The sequence below is a fragment of the Pseudomonas sp. M1 genome (genome assembly GCF_022760135.1).
Classification (GTDB): Bacteria; Pseudomonadota; Gammaproteobacteria; order Pseudomonadales; family Pseudomonadaceae; genus Pseudomonas; species Pseudomonas citronellolis.
This window is the reverse complement of sequence record NZ_CP094343.1, coordinates 3,071,860-3,089,988: the sequence shown is the minus strand read 5'-3', so window position 1 is coordinate 3,089,988 and position 18,129 is coordinate 3,071,860. Positions and strand designations below refer to the sequence as shown.

The following is an 18,129-nucleotide window of genomic DNA, read 5'->3' as shown; positions in this document are numbered from 1 at the left end:
CTGGCGGCCAGGTCAGCCCCTTCATCTCCCATCCCCAGGCCCCTTGACCTTAAAGTTATATTTAAGCTTAGAGTTCCCCCACGCCGCCGATACAGGCCGGCAAGGTCAACCACCGGGAAGGAAGGGCAAATGAGCAAGCGCATTCTCCACGTCGTCAGCAACGTCGCGCACTACGCCGACCCGGCCGACCCCACCGGCCTGTGGCTGTCGGAGCTGACCCACGCCTACGACCTGTTCGCCGCCCAGGGTTATGTGCAGCGGATCGTCAGCCCCAAGGGCGGCGTCACGCCGCTGGAGCCGCGCTCGCTCAAATGGCCGAACCGGGATGCCTCGGCCAAGGCCTGGCTGGCCGACGACGCCCACCGGGCGCTGCTCGCCAACACCGCCAAGCCCGGGGACATCGACCCGGCGGACTTCGATGCCATCTACTTCACCGGCGGGCACGCGGTGATGTGGGACTTCCCGGACGACGCCGGCCTGCAGCGCCTCACCCGCGCCATCTACGAACGCGGGGGCATAGTCGCGTCGGTCTGCCACGGCTACTGCGGCCTGCTGAACACAACGCTGTCGGACGGCAGCCTGCTGGTGGCGGGGCGCAGGCTCACCGGCTTCTCCTGGCGCGAGGAAATCCTCGCCGGCGTGGCGAAGAAGATGCCCTACAACGCCGAAGAGCAAATGAAGCGGCGCGGCGCGCGCTACGAGAAGGCCCTGCTGCCGTTCGTGCCCAAGGTGGTGGTGGATGGCCGCCTGGTGACCGGCCAGAACCCGCAGTCGGCGAAAGCCACGGCGCTGCGGGTGGCCGAACTGCTGCGCTAGGCGCCCTGCTCGCCCGGCTGCAGCGCCAGCACGCTGCCCTGCACATGCTCGATCAGGTGCTCGGTGGTGCTGCCGATCAGCCTGTCCACGGCCCTGCGGTGGATGCGGCCCATCACGGTCACGTCGATGGCGTTCTGCTGGACGAAGTTGGCGATGCCGCGCACCGCCGTGCCCATCAGGAAGTGGCGGCGCTCCTCGGGCACGCCGTACTTGTCCGCCAGGGCGACGAAGGGCTTGTGCAGCGCGCCGCGCATCTCCTCGACCAGGTCGACCCAGGCCACGCCGCCCTCGCCGCCGTTGGCCATGTAGGCCGGCATGCAGTCGTAGACGAACAGCAGGTGCAGCTCCGCGTCGCATTGCAGTGCCAGGCCGTTGGCGGCCGCGATGATCCTGTCGTTGATGTCGCTGAACTGGGTCTGCGGGTCGGACGGGTCCACCGCGGCAACTATCTTGCGCGGCATCGGCTGGCGGATGTCGTTGACCAGCAGCAGGGGCGCCGGGCACTCCCGCAGCAGGTGCCAGTCCAGCGGGGTGACGAAGGAACGCTTGAGCGCCGATTCGTGCCGCACGTCCTTGATCACCATGTCCGGCTGTTGTTCGCGGATGTCCTGGAGCATCTCCTCGCGCAGGTTGTCCGCCGCCACTACCGAGGCCGTGACCTCCAGCCCCCGCCCGCGCAGGGCCGCGCATTCGCCTTCCCAGGCCTTGCGCTGCGCCTGCACCAGGCTTTCCCGGGCCTGCTCCATGACCTTGCGGTCCAGCAGGAAGGTCGCGAAGGGCCCCACGTAGACGAGCACGTGCAAGGCCGCATTGCAGGCCGATGCCAGGGCGAGCGCGCGCTGCAGGCCGGGGGAATCGTGCTGCTCGGGGTGGGTCAGGAACAGGAGCTTGCGTGGCTGGCTCATAGCGCACCTCGTGGGTATCCGGCCACGCCGCCAGCGCGCCGGAAGGCAGGGGCCCGCATCGGGCTCGATGGGGGAACTACGGACGAGTTTCAGCCCCCTGGCCTGCGCCGGATTTGCGTTGGATCAAATTCGCCCCTCGCCCGACGCGCGATGGTGAAAGCCATGCCCGGCAACGGCCTGGAGGCCCACCATGGCGACCCCGAACGCTCCGCAACGCCTGACCCTGTACGACGCCCGGGAGCTGGATGCCGTGCTCCAGGCCATGGCGCAAAAGGCCGCCCCGCTGCTGCCCCCAGGCGAAAGCGCGCTGGTCGGCATAGTCCGGCGTGGCGAACCCCTGGCGCACCGGCTGCAGGAACACCTGGTGCAATGCGGCCACCCGCCCCTGCCCGTCCACGCCCTGAAGGTGAAGCGCTACGCCGACGACCTGAGCCTGCTGCACCCCGAGACGGAGCTGACGGAGAACCCGCAACTGGCCGGCATGGACCTCAGCCGCACCACGCTGCTGGTGGTGGACGACGTGCTCTACGAAGGCCATTCGCTGCTGCGCGCCTGCGCCTACCTGGCCCAGCTCGGGGCGCGGCACGTGCTGGCCGGCGTACTGGTGGACCGCTGCGTGAGCCGCCAACCGGTGCACGCCGACGTGGTGGGGTTGCGCCTGCAGGTGGCGCCGGACGACATCGTCGAATGCAACGTGCCGCCCTACGAGCCGGAGCTGCGCATCGACGTGTTGCGCCACGGCCGGCGCTGCACCTGAGGCTAGGCTTCGCCCGCCTCCCGCCGCCAGGCCCGTTGCAGCAGTTCCACCACCTCGGCGTCGGAGGTCTGGGAGAAGTCCAGGTACCAGCGGCCGATGGCGCTGAACGGCTCCGGGGTAAACGGGCAGACCACCTCGTCGACCTCGTGGCGCAGCTCTTCCAGCACTTCCGCCGGCGCCACCGGCACGGCGACGACGATGGCCGCTGGCGCCTGCTGGCGTACCGCGCGCACGGCGGCCAGCATGGTGGCGCCGGTGGCCAGGCCGTCGTCGACCAGTAGCACCTGGCGGCCAGCCAGCGTCGGCACGGGCCGCTGCCCACGGTAGGCGCGCTCGCGCCGGTGCAGCTCGGCGCTTTCCCTGCGCTCCACCGTCTCCAGGGCGTGCGCGTCGACGCCATGCATCCGCAGCACGTCGTCGTTCAGCACCCGCACGCCGCCGCTGGCGATGGCGCCCATGGCCAGCTCCGGGTACGAAGGCACGCCGAGCTTGCGCACGATCATCAGGTCCAGTTCCACGCCCAGTTCGCTGGCCACCTCATAGCCGACCGGCACGCCGCCGCGCGGCAGGGCCAGCACGATCGCCCCGGGGCGGCCCCGGTAGGCCGGCAGCAACCGCGCCAGGGCCTTGCCGGCAGCGGCGCGGTCGACGAAGGGAAGCGTCAGGTCATGCATGGCAGCCACCTCGCCTAGTAGTCGGCTTCGCGCTCGCCCTCTTCGCGCAGGTTCTGGAAGCCCACCAGCCGCGAGAGGTCGCGCAGGTTGTCGGCCAGCAGGCCGAGCAGGTCGTCCGCCGAGACGATGCCCACCAGCAGCCCCTGCTCGTCGACCACCGGCATCCGCCGGATGCCGGCCTGGCGCATGCGGGTGATGACGTCGAACACATCGTCGCTTTCCTGGGCGGTGACCAGGTTGCGCAGCTGGATGTCGCCGGCCTGGATGCTGCCCGGCTCCGGCTCGTTGTTGGCGACCACCTCCAGCACGATGTCGCGGTCGGTGATGATGCCCACGGGCCGGTAGCGCTCGCGCTCCACCTGCTCGGCGAGCACCAGGTCGCCGACGTGGTATTCGCTCATCAACCGGGCGGCGGTCAGGATGGATACGGTAGGCGCCGCGATGACGACGTCGCGGTTGCAGTATTCGCCGATGGCCATGGCTCGTCTCCTGTGCGGGCAAGCGGACATTCGCTCGCCTTGCACGATGGGCGCGACGCCACGGCCCGACTTTGATCTCGATCAGATTGGCGGCGCGCCCGGCGCCCGCGCCGCGGCCAGCGGATGAACGGCCCGCTCAGCGGCTCACGGTCGCTCCGGCTGCGCCTCCACGCCGCTCATCCGGCACAGGCCCTGACGGTCGAGCAGGCGCACCTCGCGCCCGTGGCATTCGATCAGGCCGGTCTGCACGAAGCGGGTGAACAGCCGGCTGACCGTCTCCATGGTGAGGTCCAGGTAGTTGCCGATGTCGCCGCGGCTCATCGGCAGGGTGAAGCGGTCCTGCGACAGGCCGCGCTGCTGGTAGCGGGCCGACAGGCCGAGGAGGAAGCCGGCCAGGCGCTGTTCGGCGCGCTCGCGGCTGCAACGGATGTGCGCGTACTCGCCCTGGATGCCCTGGCTGAGGATGTGCAGCAGTTGGTGACGCAGGCCGGGGATGCGCCCGGACAGGTCCTCCAGCTGTTCCAGGCCGATGCTGCACACCATGGAAACCTCCAGCGCCACCGCATAGCCCGGGAAGCGCGGCGAGCCGATGGCGTCCAGCCCCAGCATCTCGCCCGGCAGCACGAAACCGGTCACCTGTTCGCCGCCGTTGGCGTCGAGCAGGTAGCTCTTCAGCGCCCCGGAGCGCACGGCGAACACGTGCTGCATCGGCTCGTCGGCGCGGAACAGGTACTCACCCTTCTGCAGGGGGCGGCTGCGCCGGACGATGCGGTCCAGCTCTTCGACCTCGCCGTCGCTGAGGCTCGCCGGCAGGCACAGGCGGCTCAACGAGCACGCCTGGCAGTTGACCTGCGGGCGCGGCGGGGAGCGGTAAGCGTCGGACATGGCGGCGCCTCCGGCAATAAGGGGATTTTCCCACTATAGCCGTTGCGCTTGGCCGCGCTACGCCACTCGACGAAGGGGCGCGCCTGCCGCCAGCAGGCGCGCCCGAGTGCATCAATCGCCGTTCTTCACCGGGATGACCTTCTCCGGGTGCACCGCCTCGGCGCGCTTGGGCAGGTGCACTTGCAGCACGCCCTTGGAGAACTGCGCGTGGACCTTCTCCACGTCCACTTCCTTGGGCAGCCGGAACACCCGCTCGAAGCTGCCGTAGTGGCGTTCCGACAGGTGGTACTCCTTGCGCTTCTCGTCCTTCTCTTCCTTCTTCTCGCCCTTGATGACCAGGTTGCCGTTGGCCAGCTTCACCTCGATGTCCTTCTCATCCATGCCGGGCAGCTCGGCGCTGATGCGGTACTCCTCGGCCTGCTCGCTGACGTCCACCGCGGGCAGGCCGCGGCTGAACGGCTCGCGCCGCCAGAACGGCTCCACGTCGAAGGCGCTGTGGCCGAAGGGCAGGCGCAGCGGCGTGCGGCCGAAGTCGTCGAACAGGCTGTCGATCTGCCGTCGCAGCGTATCGAAGGGGCTGGCGCCGGGGGTTGGCGCCTTGGCCGGTTGGCTGGGGGACGGCGTGACGGGGACTTGCTTTGCGGGGTCGGACATGGGGAATTCCTCCGCTGAATGAACCGCCTCGGAAATGGGGCGAATCGATTCTGCGACGGCCATGGCGGCTGTCCTTGATCCCGGTCAAAACGCCGGCATCGGCCCCCGCGGCGCAGAACTTGATGACGGTCAAGGCGGCCCGGCCCGCGGCGCCTAGCCTGGACCGAAGCGACGCGTCTGGTCGACCTCGCCAAGGGGGCGCGCAATGGAACGGGTACGGCTACTGGAAGTGCTTTGCCTGCCGGGCACGGGGCAATGCCTGCGCCTGCTGCTGGAGGACGACGCGGGCAGCGCCGTCATACCCGGCCAGTATTGCCTGCTGGGCGCGCATGGCGGGGCCCTGCAGCCGTGCAGCTACATCAGCCTGCCGGAGCACCACGGGCCGTTCATCGTCAGCGCCAGCCACCCCGGCCGGTTCGCGGCCACGGACGGCTGGCTGGACTACCGCGGCCCCCTGGGCGTCGGCTGGCCCCTGCCGCTGCGCGCCGGCCGGCTGCTGGTGGTGGCCAGCGGCAACGGCCTGCTGTCGGTGGCGGCGGCGATCGACGAACTGGCCTGCTGGATGCCCGCGCTGCGCCTGGACCTGATCGCCGACGCCGCCAGCCTGGCGGGCCTGCCCGAGGAATGCCGGCGCTGGCTGCACTCGCTGGGCCTGCTCGACGAAAGGGTCCACGGCGCCTGCCTGCTGGAACGCCTGCACCGGCAGCTGCTGGAGCGGCTGCCCGACGTGGTGTTCTGCGCCACCCCGGATTTTCTCGGCCGCAGCGCGGCCCAGGCGTGCCTGCGCAGCGGGGTGCCGGCGGCGAGCATCTGGCTGCGCAACGAGCGCCTGCAGTCGCCGTCCCCGGGCGAAGGACCGGTGGTCCGCTTCGACCGCCTGCCGCCCCCTCTCCACTATCGTTCTTGATGCATCGTTCTTGATGCGCATCAAAGTGCCCGCACGCGCCCCGGCCCAGGCTCACAGCCACCCAGCCCGCGCCGCCCGTGGCGCGGGCGCCGCTGCGGAGACCGCCATGAACGCCTACTCGCGCCTGCTCCTGATCTGCGACACCCACCAGCACTGTTCCGCCGCCATGGCCCGCGCCCAGGCCCTGGCCGGCTCCGCCGGTGCCAGCCTGCACATGCTGATGATCGACAGCCTGGCGCCAGCCCTGAACACCCTCGACTACGACCTGCAGCAACGCGCCCGCAACACCATCCAGGAGCGGCACCAGGCCTGGCTCGACGACCAGGTGGAGCTGCTGCGCGGGCGCGGCATCGAGGCCAGCGCCGAGGCGGTGTGGAGCGACGACCCGCTGCAGGAAGTCCTGCACCGGGTGCGCGAACGCGGCTTCGACCTGCTGATCAAGGACATCCACTACGAAACGGCCGTGAGCCGGGCACTGATGACGCCGCTGGACTGGCAACTGCTGCGCCAGTGCGCGGTGCCGCTGCACCTGGTCAGCCACGCAGAGCATCCCCTGCCGCGCAAGGTGGTGGCGGCGCTGGACCTGTCCCAGGACGACACCCGCGTCGACGAACTGAACGAACGCATCGTCGAATCGGCCCAGCAGCTCGCGCTGCAATGCGACGCCGAGCTGCACCTGCTGCAGGCCTACGACCTGAGCAGCAGCTTCCTCGCCTATGCCGTGGGGCCGGTGGCCTGGACCAGCGAAATACAGGAGCAGATGAGCGGCCGCGCCACCGAGCGCATGCAGCGCCTGGGCGAGCGCTTCGGCATCGAGCAGAAGTGCCTGCACCTTATCAAGGGCGCGGCCAACCGCGTCATCGCCGAATTCGTCGACGACTACCGCATGGATGTGGTGGTCATGGGCACCCTCTACCACGCCGGGCTGGCGAAGATCGTCGGCAGCACCACCGAGCAGGCGCTGTACCGGGTGCACTCCAGCATCCTGGCGATACGCCCCTGAACGGCCGGTGAGCGGCCGCCCCTTGTAGGCGGCCAGGAGGCCCACGGCGCGCCGGCCGTGACCGCGGCCCGTGGAAGGCTCAGCCGGCGCGGCGCTGGGCCTGGCGCTTGTCGGCGTCGCGGCGCTGCGCCTCGGCCAGCACGTGGGGCGCGGCGATGCGCTGCTGCAGGCGCTCAAGGTAGGCGTTGGCCTGCTCCGCGTTGCGGAAAGGCACGCGGAACTGGTCGAGCTGGACGTAGCAGCGCCCGTCGCCGGTGCACAGCAGTTGGATGTGCATGGCAGCCTCCCCGCTTCAGGTCGCCGGTTGCAGCTGCAGGGTATGGATGGTCTGCGTGGGGTCTTCGGGGTCCTGGTGGCTGCTGAAGCCGAGGAAGCGCACCAGCTCGTGCATCGGCGCGTTGGCTGCCGAATCGATCGAATACATCTGCGTCATGCCGTTGCGCCGGGCGGTTTCGATCAGGTGGCGCATGAGGGCCACCCCCAGGCCGCGGTGCCGCCAGTCATCGGCCACCGTCACCGCGCACTCGCAATGGCCGGCGTCGGCGCCGCGGGCGTAGCGGCTGACGCCCACTTCCACCAGCTCGCCGTCCTGGTGCACCAGGGCGATGTAGGCGGCGCTGTCGTGGAAGTCCACCGTCATCAACTGGTCGAGCAGCGCCGGGCTGACCTCGCGCATGCTGCACAGGAAGCGGAAATGCCGCGCCTCTGGCGACAGCCGGGCGATGAAGTCCGCCTCGCGCTGGCGGTCTTCCGCGCGCAACGGCCGGATCAGAACATGGCTGCCGTCGGGCAGGGCCTCGACCCAATGCTCGTCGGGGGCTTCGGTGGTGGGCTGTGAAGGCTGGGTGGTGGGCATGGAAACCTCCTGGCGTGGCGCCGGCGTGGGAAGGAACCGCCGGGTCACTTGTACGCCGCGGGGCGAACGGAAGTTTGACCACGATCAAATCACGGGGAGGACGACGCTGCCGGCGGTCGAACGGTACGCCGCCAGCGCCGCCCCGTCATGGCCCCGGCGCGCCCGGGGCCGGGGCATTACCCTCGCTTGACCTGCGCCAGCTCGTACAGCTGCCGCGCTTCCGCCGCCAGCGGCGCAAGCGCGGCAGCCATGCGGGCCTGGAGGTGGGTCAGGGGCATTTCGTCGGCGCTGTCCTCCAGCATGTGCAGCAGGTCTTCCAGCGCGCTCAGGCGGCGGACGGCGGCTTCGTGGAGGTGGTCGGCGGGGGCGTTGGGGTTGACGTACAGCACGTCGTCGTGGGGCTCGGTGGCCGGGCTGAGGGGAATGAGGGGGATGAGGTCAGCCATGACGGACCTCCTGGCGGGTGCTGCGGGGGTGTTGCTTGGACTGAACGACAAGGCGATGCATGTTCCGTCTTGCTCCTCTATGGGATATGGGAGCCGCCTCCTGGAAGGGAGAGGCGGACCGTGCCAGGGTAGGAATACCGGACAACAGAGAAACCGGCAGGCCGAAGCCTCCTCGCACGGCCCGCCATGGAAACGCAGGGAGTCAGACACAAGAAGCTGCCTTTCCCTGCGGCTATGGCGCCGCCGTGCTCTGTTGTCGTTCAGGGGTTCCTACGCCCCACCACGGGCGAACCGTGGCAGACGGAATCTACGGATGCGCCTTGTAAGGGCTCAAGGCAGTTGCCGCGACGGAAACTTCCCCTGATTCCGCCCGAAGAATCGCCACAAGTCCCCCGCCCTGCGCCCCCCGCGGCCTCAAGCGTGCGGAAAGTGGATAGAACGCCCCCGCCCGGCGGACGAAACTAGCCCCGCGGCCAGGCAGCGCCACGCTGCCGGCGCCCCCACCCAGAACCCATGAACCATCCGAGGCTTGTATGAGCACCCCCGCCGAGCAACTGGAGCAACGGCTGAAGCAACAGAAAATCACCGAAGTCGAATGCGTGGTCAGCGACCTGACCGGCATCGCCCGCGGCAAGATTTCCCCCACCAACAAGTTCCTCGGCGAAGGGGGCATGCGGCTCCCGGAAAGTGTGCTGCTGCAGACCGTCACCGGCGATTTCGTCGACGACGACGTCTATTACGACCTGCTGGACGAGGCCGACATCGACATGCTCTGCAAGCCCGACCCGGACGCCATCTTCGTGGTGCCCTGGGCGCTGGAGCCGACCGCGATGGTCATCCACGACACCTTCGACAAATACGGCAACCCCATCGAGCTGTCGCCGCGCAACGTGCTCAAGCGCGTGCTGAAGCTGTACGCCGACAAGGGCTGGAGCCCGGTGGTGGCGCCAGAGATGGAGTTCTACCTGACCAAGCGCAGCAGCGACCCGGACTTCCCCCTGGAAGCCCCGGTGGGCCGCTCGGGCCGCGCCGAGAGCGGCCGGCAGAGCTTCTCCATCGACGCCGCCAACGAGTTCGACCCGCTGTTCGAGGACGTCTACGACTGGTGCGAACTGCAGGGGCTGGACCTGGACACGCTGATCCACGAGGACGGCCCGGCGCAGATGGAGATCAACTTCCGCCACGGCGACGCGCTGCACCTGGCCGACCAGATCACCGTGTTCAAGCGCACCATGCGCGAGGCCGCGCTCAAGCACGACGTGAGCGCCACCTTCATGGCCAAGCCGATCACCGACGAGCCCGGCAGCGCCATGCACATCCACCAGAGCGTGCTGGACATCGCCACCGGCAAAAACGTCTTCGCCAACGAGGACGGCTCCATGAGCGAGCTGTTCCTGCACTTCATCGGCGGCCTGCAGAAGTACATCCCCAAGGTGCTGCCGATGTTCGCGCCCAACGTGAACTCCTTCCGCCGCTTCCTGCCGGACACTTCCGCGCCGGTGAACGTCGAGTGGGGCGAGGAGAACCGCACCGTGGGCCTGCGCGTACCGGCCGCCCCGCCCGCGGCCATGCGCGTGGAGAACCGCCTGCCCGGCGCCGACGCCAACCCCTACCTGGCGCTGGCCGCCAGCCTGCTGTGCGGCTACCTGGGCATGATCGAGCGGCTGAACCCCAGCGCCCCGGTACAGGGTCGCGCCTACGAGCGCCGCAACCTGCGCCTGCCGATCACCATCGAGGACGCCCTGGCGCAGATGGAAGACTGCGAGGTGCTCGGCGAATACCTGGGCCGCAAGTTCGTGCAGGGCTACGTCGCGGTGAAGCGCACCGAGCACGAGAACTACAAGCGGGTGATCAGTTCCTGGGAGCGCGAGTTCCTGCTGCTGAGCGTCTGATCCGCCCTTTTCGCCTCAACCACAACAACAATTCAGGAGTCGTCATGAGACTGCTGCGCTACCTTGCGCCCTTCGCCCTGGCCACGCTGGCCGCGGGCGCCCACGCCGAACCGACCGTCAGCGTGTACAACTGGACCGACTACATCGCCCCGGACACCCTTGGCGGCTTCCAGAAGGCCACCGGCATCAAGCCGGTCTACGACGTCTTCGATTCCAACGAAACCCTGGAAGGCAAGCTGCTGGCCGGCCGCTCCGGCTACGACGTGGTGGTGCCCTCCAACCACTTCCTCACCCGCCAGGTGCAGGCCGGGGTGTTCCTGGAGCTGGACCGCAGCAAGCTGCCGAACTGGAAGCACCTGGACCCGCGGCTGCTCAAGCTGCTGGAGCAGAACGACCCGGGCAACAAGCACTCGGTGCCCTACCTGTGGGGCACCAACGGCATCGGCTACAACGTGGCGAAGGTCAAGCAGGTGCTGGGCGTCGACCGCATCGATTCCTGGGCGGTGCTGTTCGAGCCGGAGAACATCAAGAAGCTCAGCGCCTGCGGCGTGGCCTTCATGGACTCGCCCGACGAGATGATCCCCTCGGTGCTCAACTACCTGGGCCTGGACCCCAACAGCACCAACCCGGCGGACTACCCGAAGGCCGAGGCCAAGCTGGCGGCGGTGCGCCCCTACGTCACCTACTTCCACTCCTCGAAGTACATCTCGGACCTGGCCAACGGCAACATCTGCGTGGCCTTCGGCTACTCCGGCGACGTGTTCCAGGCCGCCGCGCGGGCCCGGGAAGCGAAGAACGGCATCGAGATCGCCTACGCCATTCCCAAGGAAGGCGCGAACCTGTGGTTCGACCTGATGGCCATTCCCTCGGACGCGACGCACCCCGAGCAGGCGTTGGCCTTCATCAACTACGTTCTCGATCCGCAGGTGATCGCCGGCATCAGCGAGTACGTCGGCTACCCCAGCGCCAACGCCGACGCCAAGGCGCTGCTGCCCGCCCAGATGCAGAACGACCCCGAGGTCTACCCGAGCCAGCAGGTGCTGGACAAGCTGTACATCTCCAAGGCGCCGCCGCCCAAGATCATGCGCCTGATGACCCGCAGCTGGAGCAAGATCAAGTTCAACCAATGAAGCGAGAGCGAGCCATGAGCCACACCGACGAGCAGGTCGCGTCCTACTACGCCGCCAGCGCCCGGGACAAACAGCCCTACCCTGCGCTGGAGGGCGAGGTTCGCGCGGACGTCTGTGTCGTCGGCGGCGGGCTCACCGGCGTCAACACCGCGCTGGAGCTGGCCCAGCGCGGCCTCAGCGTGGTGCTGCTGGAGGCCCGCTGCATCGGCTGGGGCGCCAGCGGGCGCAACGGCGGCCAGCTGATCCGCGGCATCGGCCACGACGTCAGCGGCTTCGCCAAGTACGTCGGCGCGGAAGGCGTGCGCTACCTGGAGCGGGCCGGCACCGAGTCGGTGGAACTGGTGGCGCAGCGCATCCGCGACCTGGCCATTGAATGCGACCTGCGCTGGGGCTTCTGCGAGCTGGCCAACACCCCGGCGCAGTATGCCGGCCTGGTGGAGGAGCACGCCCAGCTGAGCGCCCAGGGCTACCCGCACGAGACGCATCTGGTGGCGCCGGAGCGCATCCGCGAGGTGGTGGCCAGCGACCAGTACGCCGGCGGCCTGGTGGACATGGGCTCCGGGCACCTGCACCCGCTCGACCTGGTGCGCGCCGAGGCCCGCGCGGCGGCCGCCCTGGGCGCCAAGGTGTTCGAGCGCACCCCCGCCCTGCGCATCGAGCATGGCCGCCAAGTGGTAGTGCACTGCGCGCGGGGCCGGGTGCTGGCCGACAACCTGGTGCTCGGCTGCAACGCGCACCTGGAGGAACTGGAACCGCGCCTGACCGGCAAGGTGCTGCCCGCCGGCAGCTACGTGGTGGCCAGCGAGCCGCTGCCCGAGGCGCTGGCGGCGCAGCTGATCCCGCAGAACATGGCGCTGTGCGACCAGAAGGTGGGCCTGGACTACTACCGCCTGACGGCCGACCGACGCCTGCTGTTCGGCGGCGCCTGCCACTATTCCGGGCGCGACCCGAAGGACATCGGCGCCTACATGCGGCCGAAGGTGCTCAAGGTGTTCCCGCAACTGGCGGACGTAAGGCTGGACTACCAGTGGGGTGGCATGATCGGCATCACCGCCAACCGCTTCCCCCAGGTGGGGCGGCTCAAGGCGTACCCGAACGTGTTCTTCGCCCAGGGCTACTCCGGCCACGGGCTGAACGTCACGCACTGGTCGGCGAAGCTGCTGGCGGAGGCCATCCACAGTGGCCACAGCCAGGGCCTGGACCTGTTCAGCGCGGTGCCGCACCTGACCTTCCCCGGCGGCAAGCTGCTGCGCTCGCCACTGCTGGCCCTGGGCATGGCCTGGTACCGGATACGCGAGAAGCTGGGCTGAGGCCCGCGCCGAAATGCTCTTCGGCAAACACAACACCCGTAGGATGGGTTGAGCGAAGCGATACCCATCACCGTGGCCGCATGGGTTTCGCAGGCTCAACCCATCCTACGAAAAGCGCCCCGGTGCGGTGGGCAAGACAGCTGCTCCCTGCCCCGTAGGGCGCATAACCGTTCGCGGTTATCCGCCGCTGGCCGAAGGTAACGGCGCTAAGGTCGGGCACCCTGCCTGACAGTAGCCTTGGGGTACTCACCGAACAGCGCATGGTAGGACTGGGAGAAGCGCCCCAGGTGCCAGAACGACCACTTCATCGCCACCTCGGCGACGGTCATGCCCGACTCGGCGGCGCCCAGCAGGTCGCGGCGGGCGGCGTTCAGGCGGCGATTGCGCAGCCAGACGATGGGCGGCATGCCGGCGTAACGCAGGAAGGATTGCTGCAGGGTGCGCGGCGAAACGCCCGCCTTCGCCGCCAGCTCGGCCATGGCGAAGTTCTCTTCGGGGCAATCGTTCACCACGTCCTTGACCCGCTGCACCACGCGCTTGGCCTGGACGATGGAGCGCGAACGCTGCTCGTCGCCGGCCGGCGCCTCGCAGAGCAGGGAGAAGCAATTGGCGACTATGGCCTGCGCCACGCCGGGGGCCTCCACCGGATGGCGCCCGGCGCCTGCGCCGGCGAGCAGGTCGCTCAGCGAAGCCGCCAGCGAGCGGCAGCCGTCGGAGCGCAGGGGCGTCAGCACCAGGTCGGCGAAGTCGTCCAGCGCCTGGCCCCACTGCCCCGCCTGCTTGATCACCACCGCCACCTCGCGGTAGTTCTCCGGCGTGACCCAGGCGTTGCGCGTCTCGCCATCGAGCAGGTAGAGGGTGTTCTCCGACATGTCGAAGCTGAACACCAGCGCGCCGGGCGGCGCGTGGAACTCCTGCTCCACGCGCAGGTTCATCTGCTCCTCGTAGAGCTCGATGCCCTCGACCTCGGCATGCAGGATGCGCCCGGCGAAACGCCCGGCGGACATCTGCGTGTACTGCTGCTCCCAACCCGGAATGGCTATCCGCTGCTGATCGACTTCCTGCGCTTCGACAACCCTGATCACCATACCCGGGGCCTGTGTTCTTCTTAGGCCGCGAAGGCTATCAATGGCGGCGAAGGTGGTGCAAGCGGCAACCCGTGCCGGCGGGCCCGGAAGGCGGCGGTTCCGGCACTCAGGCCTGCCGTGCGGCCGGCAGCGCCGCGCCCAGGCGGTAGAACACCCCGCCGGCGACGACGAAGGCGCCCAGCATCACGAACATCCAGTGCGCCGGCAGGCTCGCCAGCACCCAGCCGCAGAGCACCGGCCCCAGGGCGCCGCCGAGGTTCGATAGGTTCTGCGCACCGTAGTACATGCCGCGCAGCTGCGGCGGGGCGATGCGGTCGATGAACATGTATTCGGCGGGGAACACGATGATCTCGCCCAGGGTGAACACCGTCATCGCCAACACCCAGTGCAGCACGCTAGTGGACAGCGCGAAGCCGATCACCCCGGCCAGGAACAGCGCCAGCCCGGCCAGCAGCCAGGTCTCCAGGCGGTTCTCGTCGATGCGCCGGCCCAGCGGGTACTGCAGGGCGATCACCACCAGGGCGTTGACCGCCACCACGGTGCTGATGACCTGGTAGGCCACCTCGGCGCTGCGGGTGGTGACCAGGTATTGCGAGAGGTAGGCGGTGAACTGGCCGAACACCACCGCGCTGAGCACCCCACCCAAGGTGAAGCAGACCAGGCGCCGGTCATCCAGCAGCACGCGGCCCAGGGCCAGGAAGGACACCGGCGCCTGCCCCGTCGGCGCCGGACGCTGGCTGCGCTCGCCGTAGCCCAGGTACAGCAGCAGGAAGCCGGCGCCGAGCAGCGCGGAAACCACGAACGGCAGCTTCGGCGCCCAGTGCGCCAGCCCGGCGCCGAGGAAGGGGCCGACGGCGTAGCCGATGTTGATGAAGGTGTAGCGGATGGAGAAGGCGCGGCCCTGCTCCTGCGCCGGCAGCAGGCGGCCGAAGCTCGCCTTCACCACCACGTCCACCGCCGAATAGGCGAAGTTGAAGGCCACCAGGAAGCCGAAGAACAGCCAGAGGTTGGCGGTGAGGCACATGCCGACGAAGCCGGCGATGAAGCACGCGGTGTAGCCCAGGATCAGTCCGCGGCTGGACAGGCGGTCGGTCAGGTAGCCGCCGTACAGGCTCAGCACGGAGCCGGCGATCAGCGCGCCGCCGACGATGGCGCCGATGCGGGCGATCGGCAGGGCGAAGGCCGAGGACAGGTAGACGACCAGGAACGGCAGGCTGATGGCTCGCCCCAGGGTCAGGACGAAGGTGGCGCAGAACAGCAGGTTCACCGACCGCGGGTAACGCTTGAGTGCAGCGAGCATCCGTGTTCACTCGGCTGGAAGGACAACCGCCTCAGCCTAGCACAGGGCGCCGCCGCACCCGGGGTTCGGCCCGGCGCGTATTCCGGGCCGATGGGGTTTCCGGTCAGGCCTTGGCCGTCGCCAGGTAGGCGCCCACGCGCCGGCCCATTTCCTCGCCCAAGGCCTGCAGGCCGCTCATGGGGCGCACCATGACTTCGAACTCGACGATGCGACCCTGTTCGTCGAAGCGGATCATGTCGATGCCCTTGAGCTCGCGGCCGTTGACCTTGGCGCTGAACTCCAGCACCACGCTCAGGCCGTCGGCGCTGGCCAGCTCGCGGTGGTAGGTGAAGTCGGCGAAGACCTGCAGCACGGTGTTGAGGATGGTCGCCGCCACCTTCGCGCCCGGGTAGGGCGTGTGCGCCATGGGCGAGCGGAACACCACGTCCTCGGCCAGCAGCTCGGGCAGCGCGCCGAAGTCGCGCTGCGCGATCATGCGGTGCCAGTGCTGGAGGGAGGCGGCAGCCCGGGGTTGCAGTTGCAATTCGCTCATCATCGGTTCCTCTGTCTCGTCGTTCTTGTAATGCAGGGCCATCCGGCAGCGCCGGACGCTGTGGTCAGAGGAACCATAAGACCGGCCCCGGCGCGGCTCAATGATCGCAAATGACAGACCTATGACCCGCGCGCACAGCGGCTCAATGGATGGCCGGCGTCACCAGGTAGCTCAGCAGTTGCTCGTCGTCGCCCGGCTCGACGGACAGCGCCGGCCGCGGCAGCACGTCCAGCACCGCCTGCCAGAAGGCCCGCGCCGCCTCGTCCTGGCGGTAGAAGCGCACCAGCCAGGCGCCCTCCCCGCGCGTCAGCACCTGGGTCGCCACGGCGCGGCCGATGCCCTGGCGGCGGTACTTCTTCAGGATGAACAGGTCGGCCAGCTCCAGGGCGTCGATGCCCGGCAGTTCGCTGCGCTCGATGAGCACGAAGCCGGCGATGAAGCCGTCCACCAGCACCAGCTCGGCGCTCCACTGCAGCGCCTGCCAGTAGCGCGCCAGGTGTTCCTCGTGGATGTAGAAGCGGCCGTCGGCCTCGACGTCTTCCTGCTCCCAGTCCGAGGACTCGTAGGCATAGAACTGGTAGAGGTTGCGGATCAGCTCGCTGTGCTCGGGGCCGGTCCGCAGCAGCTCGACGGTGGTGGTGCTCATGGGCGGTGCTCGCGGGTGGCGGTCATGGGGTGCTCGGTGTCTGGCGCGGGCGCGCATTCTTCACCAAAGCGCGCGCCGGTGCCAGCGCGGGGCACCGGACACGGGCCCCGCTTACCCTCTAGACTAGGCGCTTTCCCACGCCCAGGAGGCGCCATGTCGCAAGCCCGCTACCAGTTCACCCCCGGCGCCGATCCCCAGGCCCGGGCCGTCGTGGAGGAAGGCCTGCGCGCCTATAACGTCGAGCGAATGGGTACGGCGTATGGCTACGAGGGTTTCGAGCTGTATGCCCGTGATGCCGAGGGGCAGGTGGTGGGCGGGTTGTTCGGCCATTCGGGGATGGGCTGGTTGTACGTGGACTATCTGTGGCTGGATGCGAGGCAGCGCGGTGCGGGGTTGGGGGCGCAGTTGCTGGCGCTGGCCGAGGAGGAAGCGCGGCGTCGAGGGTGTGTGGGGGTGTTCCTTTATACCTACAGCTTCCAGGCGCCGGGGTTCTATCGGAAGCAGGGGTTCGAGCTGATGGGCGTGCTGGAGGATTGCCCGCCGGGGCATCAGCGGTTTTATCTGAAGAAGCGGTTGGTGGGGCCGGATGGTTGTGGTGTGTGACCTGGGGAGCGCCCTCTCCCTGAAGGGAGAGGGGACCGTTGGGCAGGGCTGGGTGTTCTGGAGTTAGCCGGCAACGCCGAAGGTTTCCGGCTGAAACCAGGCCCTCTCTCGGCACGGACTAGCCCCCTCTCCCTTCAGGGAGAGGGCTGGGGAGAGGGAGCGGCGTCCCCCCAAACACCTCACCCACCAGCAAACACCCTCCCCTCCACCCCCTCAAACACCGCCACCAGATCGAGCACCGTACTCTCCAGATAATCCCCCGCCCGATACGCCGGCTTCACCCCATTCCACCCCGCCACCACCACCTGCGGCCGTTCGATGAAGCGCCCGACCACCTCGAACCCGGCATCCAGCACTACCACCAGCGGAATGGCCACGCGCTCCAACCCCAGGCGCTGCTGCAGTTCATCCTCGGCACGCCCCTTGGAGATCACCGCCAGGTCGATGCGCGGCTGCTGGCGGCACAGCCAGTCCAGGGCGGTGATGTTGAGCTGGCAGTCCGGGCACCACATCTCGCCGGCCACCAGCAGGTGGTAGCGGCCTTGCACCGCGGCCAGGCGTTCGCGGGTGGCGGCGCTGATCAGGCCCGGCTCTTCGAGCCTTTGCTGCACCGCGCGCACCGCGGCGATTTCCGCCGGCAGGCCGCGGGCGACGAAGGCGTCGAAGCCTTCGCCGATGGCGAAGAGTTCCTGGTAGCTGGCCATTGCGGGCTCCCTCGTTTGTCGGTCGATCGGGGCATCCCAGCAGAAATGGCCGGCGGCGGCAATCTCACTGCTTCAGCGGCGTCAGCACCGGGGCCTTTTCGTCCAGCAGCATCCACACCAGCAGCTTGGCCGGCTGCGTCGCGCTGGCGTTGCGCGAGACCAGGTGCGGCGTGTTGGCCGCCTCGTACCAGGACTGGCCGGCCTTGTAGGTCACCGGCGGCTGGCCCTGCAGTTGCGACACCACCGCGCCTTCCAGCACGTAGGCGAACACAGCGCCGGCATGCACGTGGGGTGCCGACGCCTCGCCGGGCTTGTAGCTGACCTCGATCAGCAGGCCCTTCTTGCCGGGGGCGTCGGGCAGCGCGTGTTCCTGCAGGGTGGCGATCTTCTCGTGCTCGGCCCCGTGGGCCAGTGCGGGCAGCGCCAGCACCAGGCCGGCGAACAGCAGATTGCGAAGGGACATCGGACGGCTCCTCGGGCCAGGGGCCCAGCGGGTTGAAGGGCGTCTGCCCAAGCTACCCCGGCCCCGGGGCCGGCCCAAG

The 18,129-nt window shown here is 69.0% G+C and carries 22 protein-coding genes; 8 read left to right on the top strand and 14 right to left on the bottom strand.

Annotated features, from left to right (window positions below):
- The first annotated feature begins 129 nt into the window (after positions 1-129).
- Positions 130-816 carry a type 1 glutamine amidotransferase domain-containing protein gene (locus PM1_RS13980; protein WP_009622372.1) on the top strand — a complete coding sequence of 229 codons (687 nt, stop codon included), beginning with the start codon at positions 130-132 and terminating at the stop codon, positions 814-816.
- Here the strand turns inward: PM1_RS13980 and PM1_RS13975 are convergent.
- A complete protein-coding gene (locus PM1_RS13975; protein ID WP_009622374.1) occupies positions 813-1,721 on the bottom strand; it encodes a universal stress protein in 909 nt (302 codons plus the stop codon). The genes PM1_RS13980 and PM1_RS13975 overlap by 4 nt on opposite strands.
- A gap of 190 nt (positions 1,722-1,911) precedes the next feature.
- Between PM1_RS13975 and PM1_RS13970 the strand changes: the two genes are divergently transcribed.
- A complete protein-coding gene (locus PM1_RS13970; protein ID WP_009622377.1) occupies positions 1,912-2,478 on the top strand; it encodes a phosphoribosyltransferase family protein in 567 nt (188 codons plus the stop codon).
- 2 nt (positions 2,479-2,480) lie between these two features.
- On the opposite strand, the gene PM1_RS13965 is transcribed toward PM1_RS13970, so the two are convergent.
- The 4 genes from PM1_RS13965 to PM1_RS13950 all read right to left on the bottom strand — a co-directional run bounded on the left by PM1_RS13965 (position 2,481) and on the right by PM1_RS13950 (position 5,170).
- Complete coding sequence (locus PM1_RS13965) at positions 2,481-3,152, bottom strand: phosphoribosyltransferase (RefSeq protein WP_009622379.1); 672 nt, start codon at positions 3,150-3,152, stop codon at positions 2,481-2,483.
- A 14-nt stretch (positions 3,153-3,166) separates the two neighbouring features.
- The gene (locus tag PM1_RS13960; RefSeq protein ID WP_009622381.1) at positions 3,167-3,631 is read right to left on the bottom strand and encodes a CBS domain-containing protein; all 465 of its coding nucleotides are present in this window, start codon (positions 3,629-3,631) and stop codon (positions 3,167-3,169) included.
- A 144-nt stretch (positions 3,632-3,775) separates the two neighbouring features.
- Positions 3,776-4,516: a fumarate/nitrate reduction transcriptional regulator Fnr gene (gene fnr / locus PM1_RS13955; protein WP_009622383.1), complete on the bottom strand. Its 741-nt coding sequence runs from the start codon at positions 4,514-4,516 to the stop codon at positions 3,776-3,778.
- 111 nt (positions 4,517-4,627) lie between these two features.
- Positions 4,628-5,170: an Hsp20/alpha crystallin family protein gene (locus PM1_RS13950; RefSeq protein WP_009622385.1), complete on the bottom strand. Its 543-nt coding sequence runs from the start codon at positions 5,168-5,170 to the stop codon at positions 4,628-4,630.
- 205 nt (positions 5,171-5,375) lie between these two features.
- Between PM1_RS13950 and PM1_RS13945 the strand changes: the two genes are divergently transcribed.
- Positions 5,376-6,077 (top strand): hypothetical protein, encoded by a 702-nt coding sequence (locus PM1_RS13945; RefSeq protein ID WP_009622387.1) that lies wholly within the window; start codon positions 5,376-5,378, stop codon positions 6,075-6,077.
- 106 nt (positions 6,078-6,183) lie between these two features.
- Entirely contained in the window at positions 6,184-7,080 is an 897-nt protein-coding gene (locus tag PM1_RS13940) for a universal stress protein (protein WP_009622389.1), read from the top strand.
- Positions 7,081-7,159: 79 nt separating this feature from the next.
- Here the strand turns inward: PM1_RS13940 and PM1_RS13935 are convergent, their stop codons facing one another.
- From PM1_RS13935 to PM1_RS13925, 3 genes are all read right to left on the bottom strand, one after another.
- Complete coding sequence (locus tag PM1_RS13935) at positions 7,160-7,357, bottom strand: hypothetical protein (protein WP_009622391.1); 198 nt, start codon at positions 7,355-7,357, stop codon at positions 7,160-7,162.
- 15 nt (positions 7,358-7,372) lie between these two features.
- Positions 7,373-7,936: a GNAT family N-acetyltransferase gene (locus PM1_RS13930; protein WP_009622394.1), complete on the bottom strand. Its 564-nt coding sequence runs from the start codon at positions 7,934-7,936 to the stop codon at positions 7,373-7,375.
- 176 nt (positions 7,937-8,112) lie between these two features.
- Positions 8,113-8,382, bottom strand: a complete 270-nt coding sequence (locus tag PM1_RS13925) for a hypothetical protein (RefSeq protein WP_009622396.1) — start codon at positions 8,380-8,382, stop codon at positions 8,113-8,115.
- 533 nt (positions 8,383-8,915) lie between these two features.
- Here PM1_RS13925 and PM1_RS13920 point away from each other — a divergent pair.
- From PM1_RS13920 to PM1_RS13910, 3 genes are read left to right on the top strand one after another with little or no spacing between them, the layout of a single operon-like run.
- Positions 8,916-10,274 carry a glutamine synthetase family protein gene (locus tag PM1_RS13920; RefSeq protein ID WP_009622397.1) on the top strand — a complete coding sequence of 453 codons (1,359 nt, stop codon included), beginning with the start codon at positions 8,916-8,918 and terminating at the stop codon, positions 10,272-10,274.
- A gap of 44 nt (positions 10,275-10,318) precedes the next feature.
- The gene (locus PM1_RS13915; RefSeq protein WP_009622399.1) at positions 10,319-11,404 is read left to right on the top strand and encodes a polyamine ABC transporter substrate-binding protein; all 1,086 of its coding nucleotides are present in this window, start codon (positions 10,319-10,321) and stop codon (positions 11,402-11,404) included.
- Between the two features lie 14 nt (positions 11,405-11,418).
- Positions 11,419-12,714, top strand: coding sequence for an NAD(P)/FAD-dependent oxidoreductase (locus tag PM1_RS13910; RefSeq protein ID WP_009622400.1), 1,296 nt, complete (start codon positions 11,419-11,421; stop codon positions 12,712-12,714).
- Positions 12,715-12,920: 206 nt separating this feature from the next.
- Here PM1_RS13910 and PM1_RS13905 read toward each other — a convergent pair whose 3' ends face one another.
- The 4 genes from PM1_RS13905 to PM1_RS13890 all read right to left on the bottom strand — a co-directional run bounded on the left by PM1_RS13905 (position 12,921) and on the right by PM1_RS13890 (position 16,337).
- On the bottom strand, positions 12,921-13,802 hold the full coding sequence (locus tag PM1_RS13905) for a helix-turn-helix domain-containing protein (protein WP_009622402.1): 882 nt from the start codon (positions 13,800-13,802) through the stop codon (positions 12,921-12,923).
- Positions 13,803-13,908: 106 nt separating this feature from the next.
- A complete protein-coding gene (locus PM1_RS13900; RefSeq protein WP_009622404.1) occupies positions 13,909-15,102 on the bottom strand; it encodes an MFS transporter in 1,194 nt (397 codons plus the stop codon).
- Between the two features lie 103 nt (positions 15,103-15,205).
- Entirely contained in the window at positions 15,206-15,634 is a 429-nt protein-coding gene (locus PM1_RS13895; RefSeq protein WP_024128739.1) for a nuclear transport factor 2 family protein, read from the bottom strand.
- A gap of 142 nt (positions 15,635-15,776) precedes the next feature.
- Positions 15,777-16,337: a GNAT family N-acetyltransferase gene (locus PM1_RS13890; RefSeq protein ID WP_052059047.1), complete on the bottom strand. Its 561-nt coding sequence runs from the start codon at positions 16,335-16,337 to the stop codon at positions 15,777-15,779.
- 96 nt (positions 16,338-16,433) lie between these two features.
- Between PM1_RS13890 and PM1_RS13885 the strand changes: the two genes are divergently transcribed.
- Positions 16,434-16,883 (top strand): GNAT family N-acetyltransferase, encoded by a 450-nt coding sequence (locus PM1_RS13885; protein ID WP_009622409.1) that lies wholly within the window; start codon positions 16,434-16,436, stop codon positions 16,881-16,883.
- Positions 16,884-17,062: 179 nt separating this feature from the next.
- Here PM1_RS13885 and PM1_RS13880 read toward each other — a convergent pair whose 3' ends face one another.
- Positions 17,063-17,587 (bottom strand): thioredoxin family protein, encoded by a 525-nt coding sequence (locus PM1_RS13880; RefSeq protein ID WP_009622410.1) that lies wholly within the window; start codon positions 17,585-17,587, stop codon positions 17,063-17,065.
- 64 nt (positions 17,588-17,651) lie between these two features.
- Positions 17,652-18,050: a cupin domain-containing protein gene (locus PM1_RS13875; protein WP_009622411.1), complete on the bottom strand. Its 399-nt coding sequence runs from the start codon at positions 18,048-18,050 to the stop codon at positions 17,652-17,654.
- Between the last annotated feature and the right edge of the window lie 79 nt (positions 18,051-18,129).

Excerpts from the sequence above, each read along its gene's own strand:
- PM1_RS13920 (WP_009622397.1), top strand. The coding sequence starts at position 8,916 with ATGAGCACCCCCGCCGAGCAACTGGAGCAACGGCTGAAGCAACAGAAA.
- PM1_RS13910 (WP_009622400.1), top strand. The coding sequence starts at position 11,419 with ATGAGCCACACCGACGAGCAGGTCGCGTCCTACTACGCCGCCAGCGCC.
- PM1_RS13885 (WP_009622409.1), top strand. The coding sequence starts at position 16,434 with ATGTCGCAAGCCCGCTACCAGTTCACCCCCGGCGCCGATCCCCAGGCC.
- PM1_RS13890 (WP_052059047.1), bottom strand. The coding sequence starts at position 16,337 with ATGCGCGCCCGCGCCAGACACCGAGCACCCCATGACCGCCACCCGCGA.
- PM1_RS13965 (WP_009622379.1), bottom strand. The coding sequence starts at position 3,152 with ATGCATGACCTGACGCTTCCCTTCGTCGACCGCGCCGCTGCCGGCAAG.
- PM1_RS13960 (WP_009622381.1), bottom strand. The coding sequence starts at position 3,631 with ATGGCCATCGGCGAATACTGCAACCGCGACGTCGTCATCGCGGCGCCT.
- fnr (WP_009622383.1), bottom strand. The coding sequence starts at position 4,516 with ATGTCCGACGCTTACCGCTCCCCGCCGCGCCCGCAGGTCAACTGCCAG.
- PM1_RS13975 (WP_009622374.1), bottom strand. The coding sequence starts at position 1,721 with ATGAGCCAGCCACGCAAGCTCCTGTTCCTGACCCACCCCGAGCAGCAC.
- PM1_RS13915 (WP_009622399.1), top strand. The coding sequence starts at position 10,319 with ATGAGACTGCTGCGCTACCTTGCGCCCTTCGCCCTGGCCACGCTGGCC.
- PM1_RS13900 (WP_009622404.1), bottom strand. The coding sequence starts at position 15,102 with ATGCTCGCTGCACTCAAGCGTTACCCGCGGTCGGTGAACCTGCTGTTC.
- PM1_RS13905 (WP_009622402.1), bottom strand. The coding sequence starts at position 13,802 with ATGGTGATCAGGGTTGTCGAAGCGCAGGAAGTCGATCAGCAGCGGATA.
- PM1_RS13880 (WP_009622410.1), bottom strand. The coding sequence starts at position 17,587 with ATGGCCAGCTACCAGGAACTCTTCGCCATCGGCGAAGGCTTCGACGCC.
- PM1_RS13980 (WP_009622372.1), top strand. The coding sequence starts at position 130 with ATGAGCAAGCGCATTCTCCACGTCGTCAGCAACGTCGCGCACTACGCC.
- PM1_RS13930 (WP_009622394.1), bottom strand. The coding sequence starts at position 7,936 with ATGCCCACCACCCAGCCTTCACAGCCCACCACCGAAGCCCCCGACGAG.
- PM1_RS13950 (WP_009622385.1), bottom strand. The coding sequence starts at position 5,170 with ATGTCCGACCCCGCAAAGCAAGTCCCCGTCACGCCGTCCCCCAGCCAA.
- PM1_RS13945 (WP_009622387.1), top strand. The coding sequence starts at position 5,376 with ATGGAACGGGTACGGCTACTGGAAGTGCTTTGCCTGCCGGGCACGGGG.
- PM1_RS13970 (WP_009622377.1), top strand. The coding sequence starts at position 1,912 with ATGGCGACCCCGAACGCTCCGCAACGCCTGACCCTGTACGACGCCCGG.
- PM1_RS13875 (WP_009622411.1), bottom strand. The coding sequence starts at position 18,050 with ATGTCCCTTCGCAATCTGCTGTTCGCCGGCCTGGTGCTGGCGCTGCCC.
- PM1_RS13940 (WP_009622389.1), top strand. The coding sequence starts at position 6,184 with ATGAACGCCTACTCGCGCCTGCTCCTGATCTGCGACACCCACCAGCAC.
- PM1_RS13935 (WP_009622391.1), bottom strand. The coding sequence starts at position 7,357 with ATGCACATCCAACTGCTGTGCACCGGCGACGGGCGCTGCTACGTCCAG.
- PM1_RS13895 (WP_024128739.1), bottom strand. The coding sequence starts at position 15,634 with ATGAGCGAATTGCAACTGCAACCCCGGGCTGCCGCCTCCCTCCAGCAC.
- PM1_RS13925 (WP_009622396.1), bottom strand. The coding sequence starts at position 8,382 with ATGGCTGACCTCATCCCCCTCATTCCCCTCAGCCCGGCCACCGAGCCC.